Origin of the sequence: Streptomyces sp. NBC_00986 (genome assembly GCF_045162565.1) — a bacterium.
GTDB lineage: Bacteria > Actinomycetota > Actinomycetes > Streptomycetales > Streptomycetaceae > Streptomyces.
This window is the reverse complement of sequence record NZ_CP108733.1, coordinates 6202569-6224090: the sequence shown is the minus strand read 5'-3', so window position 1 is coordinate 6224090 and position 21522 is coordinate 6202569. Positions and strand designations below refer to the sequence as shown.

The window sequence follows — 21522 nt, the reverse complement described above, 5'->3', positions numbered from 1 at the left end:
GTGACACGTCGCGGGCAGGTTGGCAAGATGGCCTCCGCGGTCGGCAAGGTGCGGTAACAGGGAGGAAGCGTCTCGTGAGCAGCAGGCCATCCCGAGGCGCTGCTCGCCTCGCAGCCATACTCGACGCGCTCCCGGACGCGTTGGTCCTGGTCAACGCCAACGGGACCGTCGTCAACGCGAACACCATCGCGCTGGAGGCCTTCGAGGCGCCGGGCACCGCGCTCGTCGGGCGCGGACTGCTGGACCTGCTGCCGGAGTTCGACTCCCGGCTCATCCCGGGTTCCATGCGCCGCCCCGACTCGATGGACCCGCGCGGCCGGACCAAGCCCACCCGTATGACCGCCCGCCGCACCGACGGCTCCGAGTTCCCCGTCGAGGTCACCAGCGCCAACCTCGAGGACGGCCAGCAGGCCTACGACGGCTACGGCTACACCTCCGACGAGCTCCTGATGCTCGTCGTGCGCGACCTCTCCGGGACCGTGGACACCGAGGCCGAGCTGGCCCGTTCGCAGCGGCAGACCGAGATGATCCTGCGCGCGGCCGCCGAGGGTGTCGTAGGAACGGACACGGACGGGCGGGTCGTGCTCGTCAATCCGGCCGCCGCGCAGATCCTCGGCTACCGCGCCAGCGACCTCGGCGGCAAGGAACTGCACAACCTCGTCCTGCACTCGCGCGCGGACGGCTCCCCCTTCCCGTACGCCGAGTCGCCGCTCGCCGACACCCTGCGGTCCGGGCGCAAGCACCGGGTGCGCGGGCAGGTGCTGTTCGCGAAGAACGGGGACCGGGTCTCCGTCGACCTCACCACCGCACCCGTGCGCGACGGCGACCAGCTCGTCGGCGCCGTGATGACGTTCACCGACCGGCGGCCCTACGACTCGCTCGCCGAGGAGAAGGAAGCCGCCGACAAGCTGCACCGGGACGAGCTGGAGCGGCTCGACGAGGAGCACGCCTCCGAGCTGACCTCGCTGCGCCAGAAGCACATCACCGAGGTCGAGGAACTCCAGGAGCGGCACGAGGAGGAACTCGCCGCGAACGAGGAGCGGTACGCCGCGCTCGGCGAGCGGGAGAAGGACCGGTTCGAGGAGCTTGCCGGACGGCACGAGCAACTCCTCACCCTGCTCGGGCGGTCGTTGCGCGGGCCCCTCGACGAACTGCGCCGCGAGCTGGCCGCGTTGGCCGCCGATGACGCGGGGCAGTTGTGGCCCGAGGCCAACCAGGTGCTCCATCACCTCTCGGCGGGCTACTCGCGCATCACGCAGCTCATCGACAACGTGCTCGGGTACCAGCGGCTGGAGACCGGCGACGCCGAACTCGCCCGTACGAAGGTGATGCTGGACGCGGTGGTCGCGGCCGGTGTCGACGGGGCCGTGGAACTGATCGGTCCCGGGCGGGTGCAGTTCGCCGTGCACGCGCCGCCCATCGAGGCCGAGGTCGACCCGGTGCTTCTCGCGACCGCGCTCGCGCATCTCGTCGCGGATGTCGCGGGGGTCGACGCGACCGGCAACTCGCCCGTGTCGGCGGGCGGTTACATGGACAACACGGTCGTCGTGGCGGCGGCGCAGCGCGGTGAGGTCGTACGGATCGAGGTGCGCGGGCCGTACGCCGGGGGAGACCCGGTGCACGAGCCGATCGTGCGCGGGATCGTGCGGGCGCACGGCGGTGTGCTGCAGACGCACGACGTGCCGGGGATGAGCGGCAGCGCGTACGTCCTGGAGGTGCCCATCGGAGGCGGGGCGGGGGCCGTCGCGGCTCCGGCCGCGACCGGTGGCGGCGCCGAACTCGCCCTGGCCGAGCCCGCGTCGGGCAGCAACGGGCGGCGGCGGGCCCGGCGGTCCTCCGTGGACGCGTTCCTGGAGAGCGAGGTGCCGGGGGCCGATGACACGGGTGGCTCCGGTGGCTCCGGTGGCTCCGGTGGTGAGGCCGCGGTGCCGACCGGGCGGCGTAGGAGGCGTGCGGGCGAGGAGTCGGCCGCCGCGGAAGCCGGCGGTGACGGTGCGTCCAGCGGTACCGGGCGGCGGCGTGGGCGGGCGGCCGAGGGTGCGGCCGGTGAGGTGTCCGACGGTGACGCCGAAGGTGTGTCCGGGGGTGTCTCCGAGGGCGCTGTGATGACGGCGGCGGAGCATGCCGCCGGGACCGCGGCTTCCGGCACGGGGCTGGGTGGCACCGTGTCGCCGCGGGGTGTGCCTGTGGGTGGGGAGCAGCGGCAGGCTCTGCCGGCCGCGTTGCCCGCGAGCGGCGGCTCCGATGACTCCGGCGACTCCGGTGGCGAGGACGGGCAGCCGACCGGGCGTCGTAGGCGGGCCTTGGCTGCCGCGGCCGAGCGGGCCGCGGCTCAGGAGGCGGGGGCGCGGACCGTGTTCGCGTTGCCGCCGGCCGAGGCCGACCGGACGCCGGACGTTTCCGCGGCTACGGCTGCGCAGGCGACGGGAGTTCAGGGGGCTCGGGGGATTCCTGGCGCTCCTGGGGTTCCGGTTGTGCCTGGGCAGGTTCCCGGGGGTGTTCCTGGTGGGCATCCCGGTGGGCATCCCGGTGACGACGGGCGGCACGATGCCGTTCCGGTCGATCAGTCCGAGGATCACACTCCGCCTCAGCCGCATCCCGCGAGCGCGCCAACCGGTCGGCGGCGTCGGGCTGTTGCCCAGCCGCAGCCTCAGGTTCAGGCTCAGCAGCAGGCGCAGGGTGGGGAGTCGGTGCCGGTGCAGGCCGGGGCCTCGGCCTCGGTTCAGGCCGGTGTCGCGGTGCAGGGGCAGGGGCAGCCCGGTGCGGTGGTTCCGGCGCAGGGGACGGCCGGGCAGGGGCAGCAGGGGGTTCCGGCGCGGGTCGGTGCCGGGCAGCAACAGGGCTTGGGGCAGGCGGGAGTTGGGCAGGCGGGAGTTGGGCAGGCGGTTGCCGGGCAGCCCGGTTCCGCCGTGCAGCTTGCCCCCGCGCAGAATCTTCCCGCTCCGGGGCAGGCTCCGGCGGGGCAGCCGTTGCCGGCCGAGGCGGTTCCCGGGCAGGGCATTCCGGCTCAGGGGAACCCCGGGCAGCCGGTTGCGCCGCAGGGAATCCAGGGGCAGCCCGTCTCGCCGCAGGGGATCCCGGGCCAAGGCATCCCGGGGCAGGCCGCCCCCGGTGTTCCCGGTCAGCCGATTCCGCCGCAGGGTATTCCCGGTCAGGCCGTGCCCGCGCAAGGGCTCCCGGCTCAGGGGACCCAGGGGCAACCCGTCTCCCCGCACGGCATTCCCGGTCAAGTCGCCCCCGTTCAGGGGCAGTCCGGTGAGCCGGTGCCGCCGCAGGCTCTGCCCGCCGCGCAGCCGACGCCGGCCGCGGCTCCGGCACCCGTGGCGGCGAACGGCGCCGAGACCGCCGTAGCACCGAACGCGGAACCGAACCCCGACCCGAATACTCCTGCGCCCGGCAATGCCGTTGCCGGGCAAGCTCGCGCCGCTCAGCCGCTTCCCGCCGAAGCCGCCGCTCCCATTGATCCCAACTCCACTCAGGGGCGGGCGATCAGTGTGCGGACGTTGGGGCAGGGGGTGCCGTTCACGCGGCAGGCCGCTCAGGTGCAGGTGCCTACCGCTACGCCTACGCCTCCGCCGCATCAATCGGGCGGGCGGCGACGGAAGTTGGGGACTCGGCCCGAGCCCGCCGCCGGGGTGGCGGAGCAGAGTGAGCGGGCTCAGCCCTCCATGGCCGGACAGTCCCGGCTCGCGCAGATGACCGAGGGGGCCGGGCGGTCGTACGCCATAGGGGCACCGGACGAGAACGCGGCCGAGGGGCCGGAGCCGTTGGACGGTCCCGGTGGGGCCGTCGAGATCGCGGACACGCCCAGGCCGCAGCCGCTCGACGACGAGCTGCCGCCCGAGCCGCTCGACAACCCGCGTCGGCTGCTCGTCTGGCCCGCGCCGGACGTGACGACCACGCAGGCGCTCAGCGACCGCGGGTACCGGCCCGTCATCGTGCACTCGCGCGAGGAGGTCGACGCGCAGATCGCCGCGTTCCCGGCGGCGCTGTTCGTGGACCCGCTGACCGGGCCGATCACGCGGACCGCGCTTCAGTCGTTGCGGCAGGCGGCCGTCGCCGCCGAGGTGCCGGTGCTGGTGACCGCGGGGCTGGGACAGGCCACGCGTGAGGCTGCCTACGGTGCCGATCCCGCCGTTCTGCTGAAGGCGCTCGCGCCGCGGGACAGTGAGCAGCATCCGCCGCGGGTGCTGTTGATCGAGGAGCACGCGGAGATCGCACTGGCGCTGACGGCGACGCTGGAGCGGCGCGGGATGCAGGTGGCCCGGGCCGCGAGTGACGCCGACGCGGTGACGTTGGCGGGGCAGTTGAGGCCGAACCTGGTCGTGATGGATCTGCTCCAGGTGCACAAGCGGCGGGCCGGGATCGTCGACTGGCTGCGGGCGAACGGGCAGCTCAACCGCACCCCGCTCGTCGTGTACACGGCCGCGGTGGACCAGGCCGACCTGCCGAGGCTCGCCTCCGGCGAGACCGTACTCTTCCTCGCCGAGCGGTCGACCAGTACCGAGGTCCAGTCGCGGATCGTGGACCTGTTGGCCCGGATCGGCACCAACTAGCCGACGGCGCGCGTCACTTGGCGGTCGACCCTGGCTGGCCGTCAAGTGGCTGTCAACTGCCCTTCGAGGGCAGCCAGTTGGCGATCACTGTCAACTGACCGGCGGGCACGGCTACTTGGCGACCAGCCTGCGCGCCGCCTCCTTGACCGACTCGCGGAGCCGGTCCCGGTCCGTGTCGTCCGCGCCCACCAGGACGCGGCGCATCTGCGGTACGACGACACCCCAGTTGGCCATCGCGACCAGCAGGAAGAGCAGGTCGCGGGCCGGGATCGCGTCGCTCACGACGCCCCGGTCCTGGCCGTCCTGGAGCGCGGCGACCTTGAACGCGTAGTGCTGCTGGCGCTCGGCCTCGTCGGGCAGTTCCGCAGTGCCGTACTCCAGGCCCTCCCAGAAGAGGAGGCGCAGGACTTCGGGGTGGGCCGCGTGGTAGTCCATGAGCCGGTCGATCCAGCCCTCGATGTCGTCGGGGTCGACGGGGAGCTGGACGGCCAGGTCGAGCATGGACCTGCCGAGGACCTGCGTGAACAGCTCCGCCTTGTTGCCGAAGTAGGCGTAGATCAGCTGCTTGTTGGCCTTGGCCTCGGACGCGATGCGGTCGATGCGTGCGCCCGCGATGCCGTGCCGCGCGAACTCGGCGACCGCCGCCTCGTAGATCCGGGCCTTGGTGGCCTCGGGGTCTCTGACTCCCATGGGGCCAGCGTACTCGGCGAGCGACGGTAACCAACTATTTGGTTGACAGGGAATTCCGGGGCGCTGCATGCTGTTCCAGCTTCCAACCAACCAGTTAGTTGCTAGAGCCCCCTCGAAGTGTTCGTGGGCTTGAATTCGTGGACTTCAAGGAGTGCCGCCGCTCATGTCCTCCGCCACCGTCACCCAGACTTCGGTCCAGAAGCCGGGCGTCCCCACCGCCTCCGGCCGCCTCTTCCTCGTCCTCATCGCCGTCTGTACCGCCGTGACGGCCGCCAACATCTATCTCGCGGGCCCGCTGCTCCCCCTCATCGCCCACGACTTCGGCTCGACCCCGTCCGCCGTGGCGTGGATCGCGTCGGTCGCGCAGTTCGGCTACGCCACCGGTCTCCTCTTCTTCGCGCCGCTCGGCGACCGCGTGAACCGGCGCCCCCTGGTCGCCGCGCTCTCCGTGGCCACCACGGCGGCGCTGCTCGTCGGCGCCGCGGCCCCCGGCACCGCCGCCCTCGCGGTCGCCGTCTTCGTCGCGGCCGCCGCGACCGTCGTACCGCAGCTCCTCGTCCCGCTGGTCGCCGAACGCGCCCCCGCCCACCACCGCGCCCGCCATGTCGCGGCCGTCATAGCGGGCCTGTTCACCGGCATCGTGGCGGCGCGCGTCGTGGGCAGCCTGGTCGGCCAGGCCTACGGCTGGCGGGTCGTGTTCGTCGGCTCGGCCGCCCTGACCCTCGTCCTCGGCCTCGCCACCGCGTACGTCCTCCCGTCCGAGAAGCGCCGCGGCTCCGGCCCGCTGTTCGCCGGCCTCGCCGCCCTGCCCGGCCTGGTCCGCACCTCCCCCGATCTGTGGCGCGCGTGCCTGCGGCAGGCGGGGATGTTCGGCGCGTGGAGCGCCCTGTGGACGACGCTGGCCCTGCTCCTGACCGGCACGACCGGCGGTTCCTACGGCTTCTCGACCGCGACCGCCGGGCTGTTCGGGCTCTTCGGGCTGGCGGCCAGCGCGGTGGCTCCGCTCGCGGGCGGGTTCGTCGACCGGTTCGGCGCGGGGAAGGTCGTACGGTCCGCGTATGTGCTCGCGGCCGTGTCCGTGCCGCTGTTCTGGCTGGGCGGGCATGTGCTGTGGGCGCTGTTCGTGGCCGCGATCGCCGTCCACGCGGCCCTGGTCGCCTCCCACGTCGCCAACCAGACCCTCGCCCTCACCACCACCTCCACCCCGGCGACCGCCAACACCGCGTACGTCGTCGCCGGCTTCACGGGCGGCGCCCTTGCCTCCTCCCTCGCGGGACCGGCGTTCAGTCACTGGGGCTGGGGCGGGGTGTGTGTGGTGGCGGGGGTGTGGCTGGTGATCGGGTGGGGTGCGACAGCTGTACGGCGGTGACGACCTGCGCGGCGTCGGGATCTTCGAAGGGGGGCGGTGCGTGGGGCGCTCGGCGCCGGGGGGTACAGCGCGAAAGTGTGACACTCGACGGAAAAGTGTCACACTTCCGCGGGGAGGGTCCGCTCCGGCGGGGACGAACAGAAGCCGCACCGCTCAAGTCCGAAGACCCGTCATCGCGGGTGCGCGTCAGAGCTTGGTGACGTCCAGGTCACCGGCGGCGTACCGCCTGCGCAGCACCTTCTTGTCGAACTTGCCGACGCTCGTCTTCGGGACCGACTCGATGATCGTCCAGCGTTCGGGGAGCTGCCACTTGGCGATCTTTCCCGCGTCGGCGAGGAAGGCGCGCAGGGACTCGAAGTCGGCGGTGGAACCCTCCTTCAACACGACCGTGGCGAGCGGGCGTTCGCCCCACTTCTCGTCCGGTACGGCGACCACGGCGGCCTCGGTGACGTCCGGGTGGGACATCAGGGCGTTCTCCAGGTCGACGGAGGAGATCCACTCGCCGCCGGACTTGATGACGTCCTTGGCACGGTCGGTGAGGGTGAGGAAACCGTCGGCGGAGATGGTGCCGACGTCACCCGTCTTGAGCCAGCCGTCCTCGCTGAACTTGTCGGCGGGGCGCAGGGGTTCGGCGTCCTGGCCGTTGTAGTAGGCGCCGGCGATCCACGGGCCGCGCACCTCCAGCTCGCCCGCCGACTCGCCGTCGAACGGCAGCCGTTCGCCGCCGGGGCCGGTGAGGCGGGCCTCGACGCTCGCCGGGAAACGGCCCTGGGTCAGCCGGTACTCCCACTCCCGGTCGGTGCCGACCGCCTCGGCCGGCGGGCGCGAGACCGTGCCGAGCGGGGAGGTCTCCGTCATGCCCCAGGCATGGCAGACCCGCATGCCCAGCTTGTCGAAGGCCGCCATGAGGGCGGGCGGGCAGGCCGAACCGCCGATGGTGACCTGGGTGAGCGAGGAGACATCGCGGGGCTTGGCGGTCAGTTCGGCGAGCAGGCCCTGCCAGATGGTGGGGACGGCCGCCGCGTGCGTCGGGCGCTGGCTCTCGATCATCTCGGCGAGCGGGGCGGGCTGCAGGAAGCGGTCCGGCATCAGCATGTTCACGCCGGTCATGAAGGTGGCGTGCGGCAACCCCCAGGCGTTGACGTGGAACTGGGGCACGACGACCAGGGACGTGTCCTGGTCCGTGAGTCCCATCGACTGGGTCATGTTGACCTGCATGGAGTGCAGGTAGATCGAACGGTGGCTGAACACCACGCCCTTGGGGTCGCCCGTGGTGCCGGAGGTGTAACACATCGCGGCGGCCTGGCGTTCGTCCAGCTCGGGCCAGTCGTACGTGGTCGGCTTGCCGGCGATGAGGTCCTCGTACTCGTGCACGCGCGCGTGGGCACCGTCGAGGGGGGTGCGGTCGCCGGGGCCGGAGACGACGATGTGCTCGACCGTCGGCAGCTTGGGCAGCAGGGGTGCGAGCAGCGGGATCAGCGAACCGTTGACGATCACCACCCGGTCCGCCGCGTGGTTGACGATCCAGGCCAACTGCTCCGCCGGAAGACGGAGGTTGAGGGTGTGCAGTACCGCGCCCATGGCGGGGATCGCGAAGTAGGCCTCGACGTGTTCGGCGTTGTTCCACATGAACGTGGCCGTGCGCTCGCCGTCCACCACCCCGAGGTCCTCCCGGAGGGCGTGCGCCAGTTGGGCCGAGCGGGCACCGACCTCCGCGAAGGAACGGCGCTGCGGCTCTCCCTCACCGGTCCAGCTGATCACCTGCGATGTTCCATGGACCGTCGACCCGTGGGTCAGGATCCTGGAGATCAGCAGCGGTACGTCCTGCATGGTGCTCAGCACGGCGTCCTCCCGGGGCGACATTGCCTACGCGGTAGTAAGGGATGCGCTGATTCTGCGCACATACCGCACGGTATGTCACTAGGGACGGGTGATCGATCACGTCACGTCGGGTGGAGGTGCGGTTTTGGTGGGTGGGCTGGGGCACGGCTGGGGGCGGGGCTGCGGCGCGGCTGGGGGTGAGGCTGGGGTGTCATGGCCTCGCCGACAGCCGGGTGACTTGAATGTGACGCCCGCCTGGCCCTCCAACGGCCTGACCTCCAGCGGGCGGCCTGACTTCTAGCGGGCCAGAACCAACTCCGGGTCCTCGCGCAGCTTGCCGAGCGCCCGCGACACCGCCGACTTCACGGTGCCCACGGACACCCCGAGCACCTCGGCCGTCTGGACCTCGCTGAGGTCCTCGTAGTACCTGAGGACGACCATCGCCCGCTGCCGCTCCGGCAGCTTCGCGATCGCCCGCCACATCGCGTCGTGCAACGCCTGCTGCTCGGCCGGGTCCTCCGCGCCGCCGACGGCCTCCGGCTCGGGCAGCTCGTCGCACGCGAACTCGTCGACCTTCCGCTTGCGCCACTGCGAGGTCCGCGTGTTCAGCAGCGCGCGGCGGACATAACCGTCCAGCGCCCGGTGGTCCTCGATCCGCTCCCAGGCGACATACGTCTTGGTCAGCGCGGTCTGCAACAGGTCCTCCGCGTCACACGCATTCGCGGTCAGCGACCGCGCGGTGCGCAGCAGCACGGGCTGTCTGGCCCTCATGTACGACGAGAACGAGGGGTACGTGAGCGCCTGACCCCGAGCCGGGGCAGAGTCCTGGGCCGGGGTCCCGGTCTGGAGCTGGGCCTGAGATTGGGATTGGAGTTGGGCTTGGGGTTGAGCCTGGGTCTGCGTGGACCGTGCGGCGGGCCGGGTGGCGGTCCGCGTGACAGGCCGTGCGGCCGGCCTGGGTGCGGGCCGGGTGGCAGGCCTGGTGGCGGCTCCGGCGGCGGCCCGTGCGACGGCGTTCGACGCGCTGGTGCAGACTGCTGTGGTCATGGCTCCACGCTATGAGTGACCCCCACTCCTGCGGATCGGCCGCAGGTCCCGAAGCAGACTCCGCCTCAGGTTGTAGGGGTGGGGCTGGCTCCACCTCCTGAAGGTGGACGAGCGACTGACATGTACTGCGGGTTTACCCCTGGGGGCTCACCCGTCCGAGGTACGGGCGACGAGGGTGGTGGGGGCTGTTGTGGCAGCGGGGTCGCGAGGGCGGCCGGGGTCGTAGGGCGGCCTGGGTCGTAGGGCGGCCGGGGTCGTAAGGGCGGCCTGGGTCCGCGAGTGCTATGGCGGTCGCCGGAGCGTCGTAAGGACGGCCGGGGTTGCAAGGGCTGCGGCGGTCGCCGGAGCTGTGAGGTCGGTGGAGGTCTCCGGAGCCACAAGGCCGGTAAAGGTCGCCGAGGCGGTGAGGCCCGTGAAGGTCTCCGGCGTAGCAAGGGCAGCAGGAGCCGATGTCGAGGCGGCCGAGGTCGGCAGAGGTTGCTGCGAAGGTGGCCTAGGTCGCAGGCTCCGCAAGGCCCGTGAGCACCAGCCCCGATGTCGGCACCCCCGTCCCGGCCGTCACCAGGACCCGCTCCGCCCCCGGTATCTGGTTCACGGCAGTGCCCCGCACCTGTCGGACGCCCTCCGCGATCCCGTTCATCCCGTGCAGATACGCCTCCCCGAGCTGTCCACCGTGCGTGTTGATCGGCAGCCGTTCCTCGGCCACGAAGTCCGCCGCCTCCCCCTTCCCGCAGAACCCGAACTCCTCCAGCTGCATCAGCACGAACGGCGTGAAGTGGTCGTAGAGGATCGCCACGTCCAGGTCCTCGGGACCCAGCCCCGCCGTCCGCCACAACTGCCGCGCGACCACGCCCATCTCCGGCAGGCCGGTCAGATCGTCGCGGTAGAAACTGGTCATCTGCTCCTGCGCCCGCCCGGCACCCTGCGCCGCCGCCGCGATGACCGCCGGCGGACGCGACAGGTCGCGGGCCCGCTCCACCGACGTGACGACGATCGCCTGGGCCCCGTCCGTCTCCTGGCAGCAGTCCAGCAACCGCAACGGCTCCACGATCCACCGCGAAGCCGCGTGCTCGGCGAGCGTGATCGGTCTGCCGTGGAAGTACGCCGCCGGGTTCGTCGCCGCGTACTTCCGGTCCACCACCGCCACCTGCCCGAACACCTCCGGGGTGAGGCCGTACGTGTGCAGATACCGCTGCGCCGCCATCGCCACCCACGACGCCGGCGTGAGCAGCCCGAACGGCAGCGACCAGCCGAGCGCAGCACCCTCCGCCGACGGCTCCCGGTGCGTGACCCCTGAGCCGAATCTGCGCCCCGACCGCTCGTTGAAGGCGCGGTAGCAGACCACCACCTCCGCCACTCCCGCCGCCACCGCCAGCGCCGCCTGCTGGACAGTCGCGCAGGCCGCGCCGCCGCCGTAGTGGACCCGCGAGAAGAAGGACAGCTCACCGATCCCGCAGGCCTGGGCCACGGTGATCTCCGGGTTGGTGTCCATCGTGAACGTGACCATCCCGTCCACATCCGCCAGCGTCAGCCCCGCGTCGTCCAACGCGGCCCGCACCGCCTCCACGGCCAGCCGCAACTCACTGCGCCCCGAGTCCTTGGAGAACTCCGTCGCCCCGATCCCGACGATCGCCGCCTGCCCACCGAGGGTGTCGCGGGTACGCGTACTCATCCGGCCTCCCTCGATACGGTCGGTACGGTCACCGTCACGGTGCCTGTCACATGCCTGCCGATACCGTTCGCCCCGAGCACGCGCACGGTCGCGGTGTCGCCGTCCGTCTCCTCGATCCGCCCCGTCAACACCATCGTGTCGCCCGGGTAGTTGGGCGCACCGAGCCGTATGGCCACCTTGCGGAGGATCGCTCCCGGTCCGAAGTGGTCCGTGATGTAACGCCCGACCAGGCCGTTCGTCGTCAGGATGTTCATGAAGATGTCGGGGGAGCCCTTCTGCCGCGCCGACTCCGCGTCGTGGTGCACGTCCTGGTAGTCCCGGGAGGCAACGGCCCCGGCGACGATCAGGGTCCGGGTGATCTCGATCTCCAGCGGGGGCAACTCCTCACCTGTCCTCATGGCTGCACCTCCTCGTCCACGATCAACTCCCCCAGCTCTTGCAGCACTTCGGCCCCGCCACCCAGATACGCGTCCAACTGCCGGCCCCAGAGAAAGTGCCGGTGCACCGGATGCTCCAGGTCCGCTCCCGCCCCGCCGTGCAGATGCTGACCCGTGTGGACCACGCGCTGGCCCGCCTCGGACGCCCACCAGGCGGCGGTGAGCGCGTGCGTGGCGTACGGCAGCCCCGCATCCCGCCGCCAGGCCGCCTCGTACGCCGTCACCCTGATCGCCTCGATGTCCATGTGCGCGTCAGCCGCCCGGAGTTGAACCCCCTGCCGCGTCGCCAACGGACGCCCGAACTGCTCCCGGTCATTCACATGCGCCACAGCCCGAGCGAGCGAACCGGCACATATCCCGGCCTGCAACCCGGCGAAGGCGGTACGGGCAGTGGCCAGAACGTCCGTGTAGGGGGAGGCAGTTGGGGGGCGGGACGGGACCCGCTCGCCCTGGACACCGAGGTGAACGCCCACCGCACCGAGCCGCTCCGCCGATGCCCCGTCCAGCGTCAGTCGCCCCGCCGACCAAGGTGCCGTCAGCTCGACCGCCTCGACGCGCACGGCATCCGTGACCGGGGTCAGCCACAACCCCCGCTGATCGTCGGCGACCAGGACGTGCGTGGCGTCGCGCAGCCAGGGGACGACAGGAACCGTCCCGCTCAACTCGCCCTGCGCAGAGGCCCGCACACCCCCCTGCGCCGGAAACGCCCCGCACACCACCACCGACCCGTCCCCGATCCCCGGCAACAACCGCTCCCGCTGCCCGGGCGAACCATGGGCCACCACCGCCAGCAACCCATACACACAGGTCGACGCGAAGGGCACCTGGGCCGTCGTCCGCCCCTGTTCCTCCAGGAGCAGTACGAGACCGAGCAGCCCCAACTCCTCGACAGTGCCCACCAGTCCGGCCGTGCACAGGGCCTTCCACAGTTCGGAGTCGCTGTCCGTGCCGACCGCCGTGAGCCGCTCGGGTGTCGCGAGGTCGCCGAAGATCCGGGCGGCCAGATCACGGGCCGCCGCCTGCTCCTCCGTGGGCGTGAAGTCCATGTCAGCCCACCCCGCCCTCTCGGCCTTCCTGGACCCGGAAGACGGGGAGCACCAGCGGGCCGTCCTCGTCGCCGGACCCCCGCGGTTCGTCGTACCGCTGGAATTCGAGCCGTACCGGAAGCCCGATGCGGACCTTGTCGAACGGCACCCCCACCACGTTGCTCACGAGCCGTACGCCCTCGGCCAGTTCGATCAGCCCGACCGCGTAAGGAGGGGCGAAGGCGGGGAAGGGCGGATGGTGCATCACCACGTACGAATAGACCGTCCCCTCCCCACTCGCCTCGACCGTGTCCCAGTCCAGGCCGCCGCAGGCGTTGCAGCCCGGCAGCCAGGGGTGGCGCAGCGTCCCGCAGTCCGTGCAGCGCTGGATGAGGAGTTGATGCCGCTCCACACCCTCCCAGAACCCAGCGTTGTCCCGGTTGACGACGGGCCGCGGCCGCCGCGCGCGGGCCCCCTTCTGTTCCTGTCCCTGTTTCTGTTTCTGTTCCTGTTTCTGGCGTGCGGGGGCGTACTTGAGGATGCGGAAGCGGTGGGTGCCGACGAGGTCCGGTCCCACCCGGACGTCCATGCGCGTCGTGACGAAGTACCCCGTGCCCAGCTTCGTCGTCTTGCGGTCCGACACCGACTCGATCACCGCGTCGAACGTGACCTCGGCGCCCGGCCGCAGGGGCCGTAGATACTCCTGCTCGCAGTCCGTGGCGACCACCGAGGTGCAGCCCGCCGCGTCGAGGAGGTCGAACAGCTCGTCGTAGGCCCCCGTGCGTCCCGTGTGGCCGGAGAGGCCGCCCATCGTCCACGCCTGGAGCATGGTGGGCGGGGCGACGGCGTCCGGGCCCTCGTACGCGGGATTCGTGTCGCCCATGGCCTCGCACCAGTGCCTGATCATCGGCTCGTTGACGGGGTCCTTGCCCCTGCCCGCGACGGCGGCCGCGCGCCCCTCGTACGTCTTGAGCCGCGCCCCCAGCTCGTCGACCACCGTGCTCACCTCCGCCCCCTCGTCATCCCGAGCCGCATCGTCGCGACGATCTCCCGCTGCACCTCGCTCACCCCGCCCCCGAACGTGTTGATCTGTGCCGCCCTGTTCAACCGCTCCAGCTCGCCGTCCCCGAAAGCGCCCGGCGATCCCGAACGCACCAGTCCTGCCAGTCCCGCCGGTCCGTCCGCCCCGGCGACGTGCTGACATATTCGGTACACCGCCACCGTCGATTCGGTTCCCACGACTTTCACGCCGCTCGCGTCGCCGGGCGCCGGCCGGCCCGCCCCGACGTCACCCACCAAACGCCAGTTGAGCAGGCGCGTTGCCGCCAGCCGGGCATGTGCCTCGGCCAACTGGGACCGCACCCACGGCTCGTCAACCCGGCGCCGCCCCGTCACCGGATCGGGGGTGCGGGCGGCGGTGAGCACGGCGGCGTAGAACTCCTCGGCCTGCATTCCGGTCGCGGCGAGGGCGACCCGCTCGTGGTTGAGCTGGTTGGTGATGAGGGACCAGCCCTCGTTCTCCGCGCCGACGAGGTTGCCTGCCGGGACGCGGACCCCGTCGTAGTACGTGGCCGTCGTCCGCTGCCCGCCGACCGTCTCGATCGGGGTCCACGAGAAGCCGGGGGCGTCGGTCGGGACGAGGACGATCGAGATGCCGCGGTGTTTGGGGGCCTCGGGGTCGGTGCGGCAGGCGAGCCAGATCCAGTCGGCGTTGTGGGCGTTGGAGGTGAAGATCTTCTGCCCGTCGATCAGCCAGCCCCGCTCGTCCCGTACCGCGCGCGTGCGGAGGGACGCGAGGTCCGTGCCGGCCGACGGTTCGCTGTAGCCGATGGCGAAGACGATTTCGCCGCGCAGGATGCCCGGCAGGAGGGCGGCCTTCTGTTCCTCGCTGCCGTACTTCATGAGGGTCGGTCCGACGGTGTTCAGGGTGACCATCGAGACGGGCGCGCCCGCGCGGTAGGCCTCGTCGAAGAACACGAACTGCTCGTCCGCGCCCCGCCCTTGACCGCCGTACTCGACCGGCCAGCCGAGCCCGAGCCAGCCGTCGCCGCCGATGCGGCGCAGGAGAGCCCGCTGGCCCTGGGGGTCGTCCGCGCGGGGTGGTCCGTCCGGCATGAGGGCGGCGAAGTACGTACGGAGCTCGGCGCGCAACCGCCGCTGGCGTTCGGTGGGGGCGAGGTGCACGACGGCGGACCTCCGGGGCGTCGTAGTCGTCGTAGCTGTCCTGGTCGTACGGACGAGGGTTTCTGACTGTCCGTCAGATACCGTGCACTGTCAAGGTCGTTCCCCTACAGGTGCCCCACCGGCGGGCACACGCGCGTGGGGCACGAAAAACGCCTGCGCGGCGGTGCCGAAGCACCACCGCGCAGACGCGTCACGACCCCAGAGAGCACACCTCACACACCCCCGCGCATCCCCACGCGGAAGTGGGGCGCGGCTACCAGAAGTTGGCGAAGTTGACGGCGACGTTCGAGTTTCCCTGGTTGATGGCGGTGAACGCGGATCCGTTGACCTGGGCGGTGTTGCTCTGGTTCGAGGCCCCCGAGCCGACCGCCTGCTGCTGTGTGGTGGAGGAGTTGCCCTTGTTGTCGTGCCCGACCCCGCTGCCGCTGACGGTCGCCACACCCGCGTTCGATCCGTTGCCCGCGATGGCACCGTTGTCCGCCGCCGCGACGCCGGTGAAGAGGACGGCTGCCAGCGGGAGGGCGGAGACGGCGGCGATGACGCGGGCGGTACGGATGCTTGCCATGTTGTTCCTCCAGAACAGGGTGCGTACCGGCTCCGTAGCCGGACGCGCATGAACTACGGCTTCAAGTACTGCTTCCGCCAAGGCAGTTGGCCGACCGCCTCGGTGTTGTGCACGACGTCGCGGAACCAGAGTTGCCCACCGAATCCCCGGCGAACCAGACCGGAAGCGGTTATTCCCCCTGAAGCGTGATGACAAGTCGATAAACCCCTTCACCTACCTTGAAGCCGCAGTTCAGGACAGTACGGACAGCTCGCCCCAGGCGCCCCAAGGGGCGAAGCGTTCCGCCAGATTTCCGGCCAATCCGCCCGGCCCGGCGAGTCGCCGCCTCCCCCTCTTCCCTTTTTCGAACACCCGTACGAACATGGAGGCATGGCCACCACCGACCGGCAGGCCACGACGCTGGCCCTCGCACACGCCCTGTCAGCCGCCGAACGCGGACTGGCCGTGATCCCCCTGTCCCGCACCAAACTCCCGGCCCTGCGCTCACCGCACCGCGACGACCCGTCGCCCCCGGCGGGCGAGGCAGGCACGGCGAACCCGGCCGGCCCGCGCTGCCACGGCGAGTGCGGCCGCCTCGGCCACGGGGTGTACGACGCCTCGACCGACCCGGCGCGCATCCGCGAACTGTTCGCCGCCGCGCCCTGGGCCACCGGCTACGGCATCGCGTGCGGACTGCCTCCGCACCACCTGATCGGCATCGACCTCGACACCAAGTCCGGCACCGACTCCTCGTCCGCCCTGCGCGAACTCGCCCTCCGCCACCTGTTCACGATCCCCGAGACCGTCGTCGTCCTGACCCCCAGCGGCGGCCGCCACCTCTGGCTCACCGGCCCGCCCGACGTGGTCGTCCCCAACTCCGCGGGCCGGCTCGCCCCCGGCATCGACATCCGCGGCGCCGGCGGCTACCTCGTCGGCCCCGGCTCCCGCACGGACCACGGCCTCTACGGCACCGCCCCGGCCACCGCCCACCTGGCCCCCGCGCCCTGCCCACCCTCGCTCCTGCGCCTCCTGCTCCCCCCACCCCGTACGAACCACCCCACCCCCACCTCGACCGGCCAACACGGCCAGGGCCTCGTCCAGTTCGTCCTCGCCGCCCACGAGGGCCAACGCAACACCCGCCTCTTCTGGGCGGCCTGCCGCGCCTACGAGAACGACATCGGCCCGGCGCTGGTCGACCCCCTGGTCGAGGCGGCCCTGGGCACGGGACTGTCCGAACGGGAGGCCCGGGCGACGATCGCGTCGGCGGCTCGGATGACGGGGCATCGGCCGTGAACTCCGCGTTGTCGGCTGCCGGTTGCCGGCCGGGGCTCAGGCCGGGACGCGCGAACTCCCGCTGTAGCGTGACCGTATGGAAGAACCTCGGATCAAGGTGTCCGGCGCAGACACCGAGATCACCGTGACCGGCAACGCCGCCGGCCTGCGGTATCTCGGCGAAACGCTCATCGGCCTCGCCGATCCCGAACACCGGAACGGCTACCACGTGCACCTTGAGCCCGGCATCAACCTCCAGGACGGCTCGGTCAGTCTGATCCTGGCGCGCGACGAGGAACTGTAGGACCGACCACGAGCGGCCCCCGACCGATGTACCCGGTCGGGGGCCGCTCGTCCGTCTGCGGTGGGTGTGGGATTTGAACCCACGGTGACATCGCTGCCACGACGGTTTTCAAGACCGTTCCCTTAGGCCGCTCGGGCAACCCACCTCCGCCCGCGCCCACCAGGGACGGAGCGGGTACAGCGTACCGGCACCGCGCGGTTCGCGGGTGGTGTGGCCCCGCTTGGGGCTCCGCCGCGGCTATGCGCGAGCCGCCCCCGAGAAGTCGTACCCGACGAAGTCCCCCACCGGAACGAACCCGATGCGCCGGTAGAGGGCGGTGCTGGTGGTGTTGGCCGGGTCGGCGAACAGGACGACGTCTGTCGCGCCGGCCGCCAGTGCGGCCCTGCTCACCTAGACCGTCACGGCGCCGGCGTGGCCGCGGGCCCTGAGGTGGGCCGGGGTGTAGACGGGGTCGATCCGGACCATGGCGGCGGTCATCGAGGTGACGGCCGCCATGGAGGCAGGGATGCCGTCGGGGGTCTCCCAGAACGTGAAGTGTCTGTCGCCGAAGCGCGAGGTGGCCCAGTCGCCGGCGTCGATGGCGTCTATGGAGACGGTCTCTCCGACGTCGACGCAGAACTCACGGCACCAGCGCACGACTTGGGCACGGTCCTGCTCGCCCGCGACTCGGCCCCGGCCCTCCGGGATCGGTTCCGGTGGGGTGAGCGTGCCGAGACGGTGGAGACGGGCACCCCAACTGCGTACCGACGTCGCACCCGTGTGCCGCTGCCAGGCCTCGGCGAACGTGGTGGCGGTGTCGTGGTCCGAGAGGACACCGGGCAGGGAGTGGCCGAGCCCGGCCAGGTGGGCGGCGAGAGTGTCGGCCTGCTCGGGGGAGAGGGAGGTGGGATTCAGGTTGCGGTGGGAGTCGACGCGGTAGAAGGCGGCGTGGACCTCGCCCCCTCGCTCCAGTCGGCCGAACACGGGGGCCTCTGTACCGTGGGCCTCCGACCCCCGCTTTCGTATTTTCTCGATCGCCGTCAGCGTCAGGGTGTGGAGGGTGGGGCGTGACCTCAGGAACTCTCCGGCCCGGGCCAGGAACTCGTCGACGTCATCCGTGAGGTGCCAGTCATCCGGTCGCATGGTTCATGATTTCCCGTGCCGTCGGCGTGCGCCCGTGTTTTGCTCAGCGATCCTCGCCGAGTACACAGGCACCCCGCCGACCGGCACGTCACGCCCCTACGGCCGCTGCATCACCCGGTCCACCACAGCGCTCGCGGCGACGTACGACCACTGCTCGTACGTCGTCCAGCCCGCCGTGCGCCGATCGTGCATGCCCAGGTACCGGTACGTCTTCGCGTCGAAGACCAGGACCGGCCCGCCGTGTGCCCAGGGGGTTCCGGCGGGCCCTACGTACTGGATGCCGATGCCCACGCGGCCGTCGGCGTCCTTCTGGTGGGGCAGGACCTTGATGCCGGGGACGGCGGCGAGCGCCTCGTAGGCCGCGGAGCGCAGCCCCCTCGGCAGCACAGGGGTGCGGAGCAGACCGGAGACGAAGACCTGGGTAATCGGCCAGTCGGCGGCCTTCATCGGCCTGTTGAAGTCCGGCTTTCCGGGACCGTCCCGGAGGGCGATCAGCAACTTGCCCGGATCGGTGGGCAGTTGCTTCAGCAGGGTCCACCTGCGCGGCGGCCAGTCGGTCTGGTTCGGCGGGTACACCGGGACCCATTGCTTCTGGCCCAGTTCGCTGACGTAGGACCTCTTGGAGCCGTCGACCGAGTCCCAGCTCTCGTCGACGTACGTCCTGGTCCGGCCGCCCCCGGTCGGGGTCTCCTTGATGACCTCCTTGGTGTAGATGAACTGGTCGTCGCGCGGGGCGATCGGCTTCTCCAGTCGGCGTTCCTCGGCCGCCGCGCCGTGCAGCACGGTGGTCGCGCTCACAGGCTGAGTGCGGGGGGAGGACCTGTTGTTTTCGGCGACCACCACACTCGTCGCCACCGCCGCGGCCGCGACACCCGCCACCGCCATCCGCAGGACGGGACGGCGCCGTACGGCCGAGGGAGCGGGCGCGAGGGTGGTGGGCGTGAGCATCGCCTGGTGGAGGCGGAAAAGGGCACGCGCGCGTGCGGGGTCCGTGAGCGGGGGTGTGTCCGCGTCCCACTCCCTCAGGAGCTGGAGTTCGTTCCTCGGTTCACTCATCGTCGGATTCCTCTCGGAAGGCTGTCGGATCGGATCCGCCCAATGCGTCGCGAAGTTTTCTGCGGGCCCTGTGCAGCCGTGACCGGACCGTCCCCACCGGTACCTCCAGTGCGCGGGCGACCTCCTCGTAGCCGAGGTCGGCCCAGGCGACCAGCAGCAGCACGTCCCGGTGTCTGGCGGGCAACCGGGCCATCGCCAGGGCCAGTTCGCCCCGTACGGCCTGTGCGCTGACCCGCGCGGCCACCCGGTCGGCGACCGGGTCCTCGGAACCCTCGGCGCGGGCGGCCGACGGCAGCCGGCCGATCGCCTTCAGCCGTCGGGCCTCGGCCCGCCGGTGCCGGCCTATGAGGTTGGTCGCGATGCCGAACAACCACGGGCGGGCGTCGGCCAGTTCCGTGTTGTACCGGAAGCGCTGCTGGAACGCGGTGGTGAACGTCTCCGCCATCAGGTCCTCGGCGACCTCCGTACCGAGCCGGCGCGCCGCGTAACGGTGCACCGAGTCGGCGTGGCGGTCGAAGAGCACGGCGAATGCCTCGGGCTCGTCCCACGACCGTTCGATCACCGAGGCGTCACTGTCCTGCCCCACCCTGACGCCTGGTCCGACGGTCATCGGGGCTCCTCTCGTCCATACGGACACGCTGATGAAGATTGGGCTTTCACCCGTACTTCGCCGCAGGGAGGAATCCAGTTCCCGAATCGAGGTCCCGGAGTCACGTCAAGTCGTGCTCCACACACGCGTGGAGGGCGAAAAACGGTCGGGCCGGGCAAGGAATCCCTTGCCCGGCCCGCCGGTTGATGGTCTGGCGCTACGTCAGCTGTCGCCGACCCTCGATCCCAGGGTCAGGTCGGTCGTGTGCTCCGTGCCGCCGCGCTTGTACGTGATCTTGACCTTGTCGCCCGGCTTGTGGGTCCAGATCTCGCCGATCAGGGTCGGGCCGCTGTCGATCACCGAGTCGTCGAGCTTGGTGATGACGTCGCCGGCCTTGAGGCCCGCCTTGGCCGCGGGGCCGCCGGCCTCCACCGAGGAGGCGCCGCTGACGCCCTCGGCGGTGATCGTCGCGCCGGAGGAGCTGTCCTCCAGGGAGACGGAGGCGCCGATCTTGGCGTACACCGGCTTGCCGGTCTTGATCAGCTGCTGGGCGACGTACTTCGCCTGGTTGATCGGGATGGCGAAGCCCAGGCCGATCGAGCCGGACTGGCTGGTGGAGCCGAGGCCGCCGCTGCTGGTCGACTGGATCGCGGAGTTGATGCCGATGACCGAGCCCTGCGCGTCGAGCAGCGGGCCGCCCGAGTTGCCGGGGTTGATCGAGGCGTCGGTCTGCAGGGCGCTCATGTAGGACGCCTTGCTGGTGGAGCTGCCGTCGCTGGAGGCCACCGGGCGGTTCTTGGCGCTGATGATGCCCGTGGTCACCGTGTTGGACAGGCCGAAGGGGGCGCCGATGGCGATCGTCTCGTCGCCGACGGCCACCTTGTCCGAGTCGCCGAGGGCGAGCGGCTTGAGGTTGCTGGGGGCGTCCTTGAGCTTGATCACCGCGACGTCGTAGCCCTGGGCGTGGCCGACGATCTCGGCGTTGTACTTCTTGCCGTCCGGGAAGGTCGCCGTGAGCTTGCCGCCGTCGACCGCGTCGGCGACGACGTGGTTGTTGGTGACGATGTGGCCCTGGGTGTCGAACACGAAGCCCGTGCCCGTGCCGCCCTCGCCGCTGGTGCTCTCGGCCTCGATGGTGACCGTGCTGGGCAGGGACTTGGCGGCGACGCCCGCGATGGTGCCCGGGTCGCGCTTCACGGAGGCGCTGCTGCCGGTGTCGGCGGAGACGGTGGTGGAGTTGCTGTTGTCGTCGTGGTCCTTGGCCAGGGTGTAGCCGAGGCCACCGCCCAGGCCGCCGGCGACCAGCGCGGCGATCAGCACGGCGGCGATCAAGCCGCCGCGTCCGCCGCCGGGCTTCTTGGGCGCGGGCTGCTGCTGGTACGGCGTGCCCCAGCCGCCACCGGCACCGGCGCCGTCACCTCCGTAGGCGTCGCCGCCGTACCCGCCGACGCCCTCGCCGCCGTACGCGCCCGTGCCCGCGCCGCTGTCGGCGTACGACGGGGTGGCGGGCGGCGGGGGCGGCCAAGCGGCGTCGGGAGCGGATCCCGTGCCCTGCGGGGGCGCTCCGGCGTACGCCGGAGCGGGGCCCGCGTACGGCGTGTCCTGCGGGGCGCCCGGAGGCACCGGGGGGAGCTGCGTGGTGGGCGCGCCCCCCTCGGCCGCGGCCGCCTGCGGGGAAGCTGCGGGAGATTCCACCGGCACAGGAGGTGCAGACGGGGCCGGGGGTACCTCAGTGCCCTCGTTCTCGGTGCTCACAGCTCTTCTCCTCGGTCCACGGCTGTTGTTCTCGGAAGCATGCGGTCACACTCTTCACGCTTGTCGATCGGTCCGGCGC

16 protein-coding genes, 1 tRNA gene and 1 pseudogene are annotated in these 21522 nt (G+C 71.5%); 4 read left to right on the top strand and 14 right to left on the bottom strand.

Features of this window, described 5'->3' with window-relative positions:
• The first annotated feature begins 74 nt into the window (after positions 1-74).
• Positions 75-4556: a PAS domain-containing protein gene (locus tag OG504_RS27655; RefSeq protein WP_405992234.1), complete on the top strand. Its 4482-nt coding sequence runs from the start codon at positions 75-77 to the stop codon at positions 4554-4556.
• A gap of 111 nt (positions 4557-4667) precedes the next feature.
• Here the strand turns inward: OG504_RS27655 and OG504_RS27650 are convergent, their stop codons facing one another.
• Entirely contained in the window at positions 4668-5246 is a 579-nt protein-coding gene (locus tag OG504_RS27650) for a TetR family transcriptional regulator (protein ID WP_405992233.1), read from the bottom strand.
• Between the two features lie 163 nt (positions 5247-5409).
• On the opposite strand from OG504_RS27650, the gene OG504_RS27645 reads away from it, so the two are divergent.
• Positions 5410-6615 (top strand): MFS transporter, encoded by a 1206-nt coding sequence (locus tag OG504_RS27645; protein ID WP_405992232.1) that lies wholly within the window; start codon positions 5410-5412, stop codon positions 6613-6615.
• A 186-nt stretch (positions 6616-6801) separates the two neighbouring features.
• Here OG504_RS27645 and OG504_RS27640 read toward each other — a convergent pair whose 3' ends face one another.
• From OG504_RS27640 to OG504_RS27605, 8 genes are all read right to left on the bottom strand, one after another.
• On the bottom strand, positions 6802-8478 hold the full coding sequence (locus OG504_RS27640) for a long-chain fatty acid--CoA ligase (RefSeq protein ID WP_405992231.1): 1677 nt from the start codon (positions 8476-8478) through the stop codon (positions 6802-6804).
• A 255-nt stretch (positions 8479-8733) separates the two neighbouring features.
• Positions 8734-9207, bottom strand: a complete 474-nt coding sequence (locus OG504_RS27635) for a SigE family RNA polymerase sigma factor (protein WP_033285534.1) — start codon at positions 9205-9207, stop codon at positions 8734-8736.
• Between the two features lie 769 nt (positions 9208-9976).
• Positions 9977-11155, bottom strand: coding sequence for a lipid-transfer protein (locus tag OG504_RS27630; RefSeq protein WP_405992230.1), 1179 nt, complete (start codon positions 11153-11155; stop codon positions 9977-9979).
• Positions 11152-11553: a MaoC family dehydratase gene (locus tag OG504_RS27625; RefSeq protein WP_405992229.1), complete on the bottom strand. Its 402-nt coding sequence runs from the start codon at positions 11551-11553 to the stop codon at positions 11152-11154. Before OG504_RS27625 ends, OG504_RS27630 begins: the two co-directional genes overlap by 4 nt.
• On the bottom strand, positions 11550-12638 hold the full coding sequence (locus tag OG504_RS27620; RefSeq protein WP_405992228.1) for an acyl-CoA dehydrogenase family protein: 1089 nt from the start codon (positions 12636-12638) through the stop codon (positions 11550-11552). Before OG504_RS27620 ends, OG504_RS27625 begins: the two co-directional genes overlap by 4 nt.
• A gap of 1 nt (position 12639) precedes the next feature.
• Positions 12640-13623 (bottom strand): bifunctional MaoC family dehydratase N-terminal/OB-fold nucleic acid binding domain-containing protein, encoded by a 984-nt coding sequence (locus OG504_RS27615; RefSeq protein WP_405992227.1) that lies wholly within the window; start codon positions 13621-13623, stop codon positions 12640-12642.
• Positions 13620-14801: an acyl-CoA dehydrogenase family protein gene (locus OG504_RS27610; protein WP_405992226.1), complete on the bottom strand. Its 1182-nt coding sequence runs from the start codon at positions 14799-14801 to the stop codon at positions 13620-13622. The genes OG504_RS27615 and OG504_RS27610 overlap by 4 nt, the downstream gene beginning before the upstream one ends.
• Before the next feature lie 253 nt (positions 14802-15054).
• The gene (locus OG504_RS27605; protein WP_405992225.1) at positions 15055-15366 is read right to left on the bottom strand and encodes a hypothetical protein; all 312 of its coding nucleotides are present in this window, start codon (positions 15364-15366) and stop codon (positions 15055-15057) included.
• A gap of 369 nt (positions 15367-15735) precedes the next feature.
• Here OG504_RS27605 and OG504_RS27600 point away from each other — a divergent pair, with 369 nt between their 5' ends.
• Positions 15736-16638, top strand: coding sequence for a bifunctional DNA primase/polymerase (locus tag OG504_RS27600; protein WP_405992224.1), 903 nt, complete (start codon positions 15736-15738; stop codon positions 16636-16638).
• 76 nt (positions 16639-16714) lie between these two features.
• Complete coding sequence (locus tag OG504_RS27595; RefSeq protein WP_405992223.1) at positions 16715-16921, top strand: hypothetical protein; 207 nt, start codon at positions 16715-16717, stop codon at positions 16919-16921.
• Between the two features lie 58 nt (positions 16922-16979).
• Here the strand turns inward: OG504_RS27595 and OG504_RS27590 are convergent.
• The 5 genes and pseudogenes from OG504_RS27590 to OG504_RS27570 form a co-directional block, all read right to left on the bottom strand.
• Positions 16980-17066: transfer RNA gene (locus OG504_RS27590), tRNA-Ser, on the bottom strand.
• Between the two features lie 92 nt (positions 17067-17158).
• Positions 17159-18043, bottom strand: a pseudogene (locus OG504_RS27585) (GNAT family N-acetyltransferase).
• A gap of 96 nt (positions 18044-18139) precedes the next feature.
• Complete coding sequence (locus OG504_RS27580; protein ID WP_405992222.1) at positions 18140-19099, bottom strand: CU044_5270 family protein; 960 nt, start codon at positions 19097-19099, stop codon at positions 18140-18142.
• Complete coding sequence (locus tag OG504_RS27575; protein ID WP_405992221.1) at positions 19092-19709, bottom strand: RNA polymerase sigma factor; 618 nt, start codon at positions 19707-19709, stop codon at positions 19092-19094. Before OG504_RS27575 ends, OG504_RS27580 begins: the two co-directional genes overlap by 8 nt.
• Before the next feature lie 201 nt (positions 19710-19910).
• The gene (locus OG504_RS27570) at positions 19911-21443 is read right to left on the bottom strand and encodes a S1C family serine protease (protein WP_405992220.1); all 1533 of its coding nucleotides are present in this window, start codon (positions 21441-21443) and stop codon (positions 19911-19913) included.
• Positions 21444-21522 lie beyond the last annotated feature (79 nt).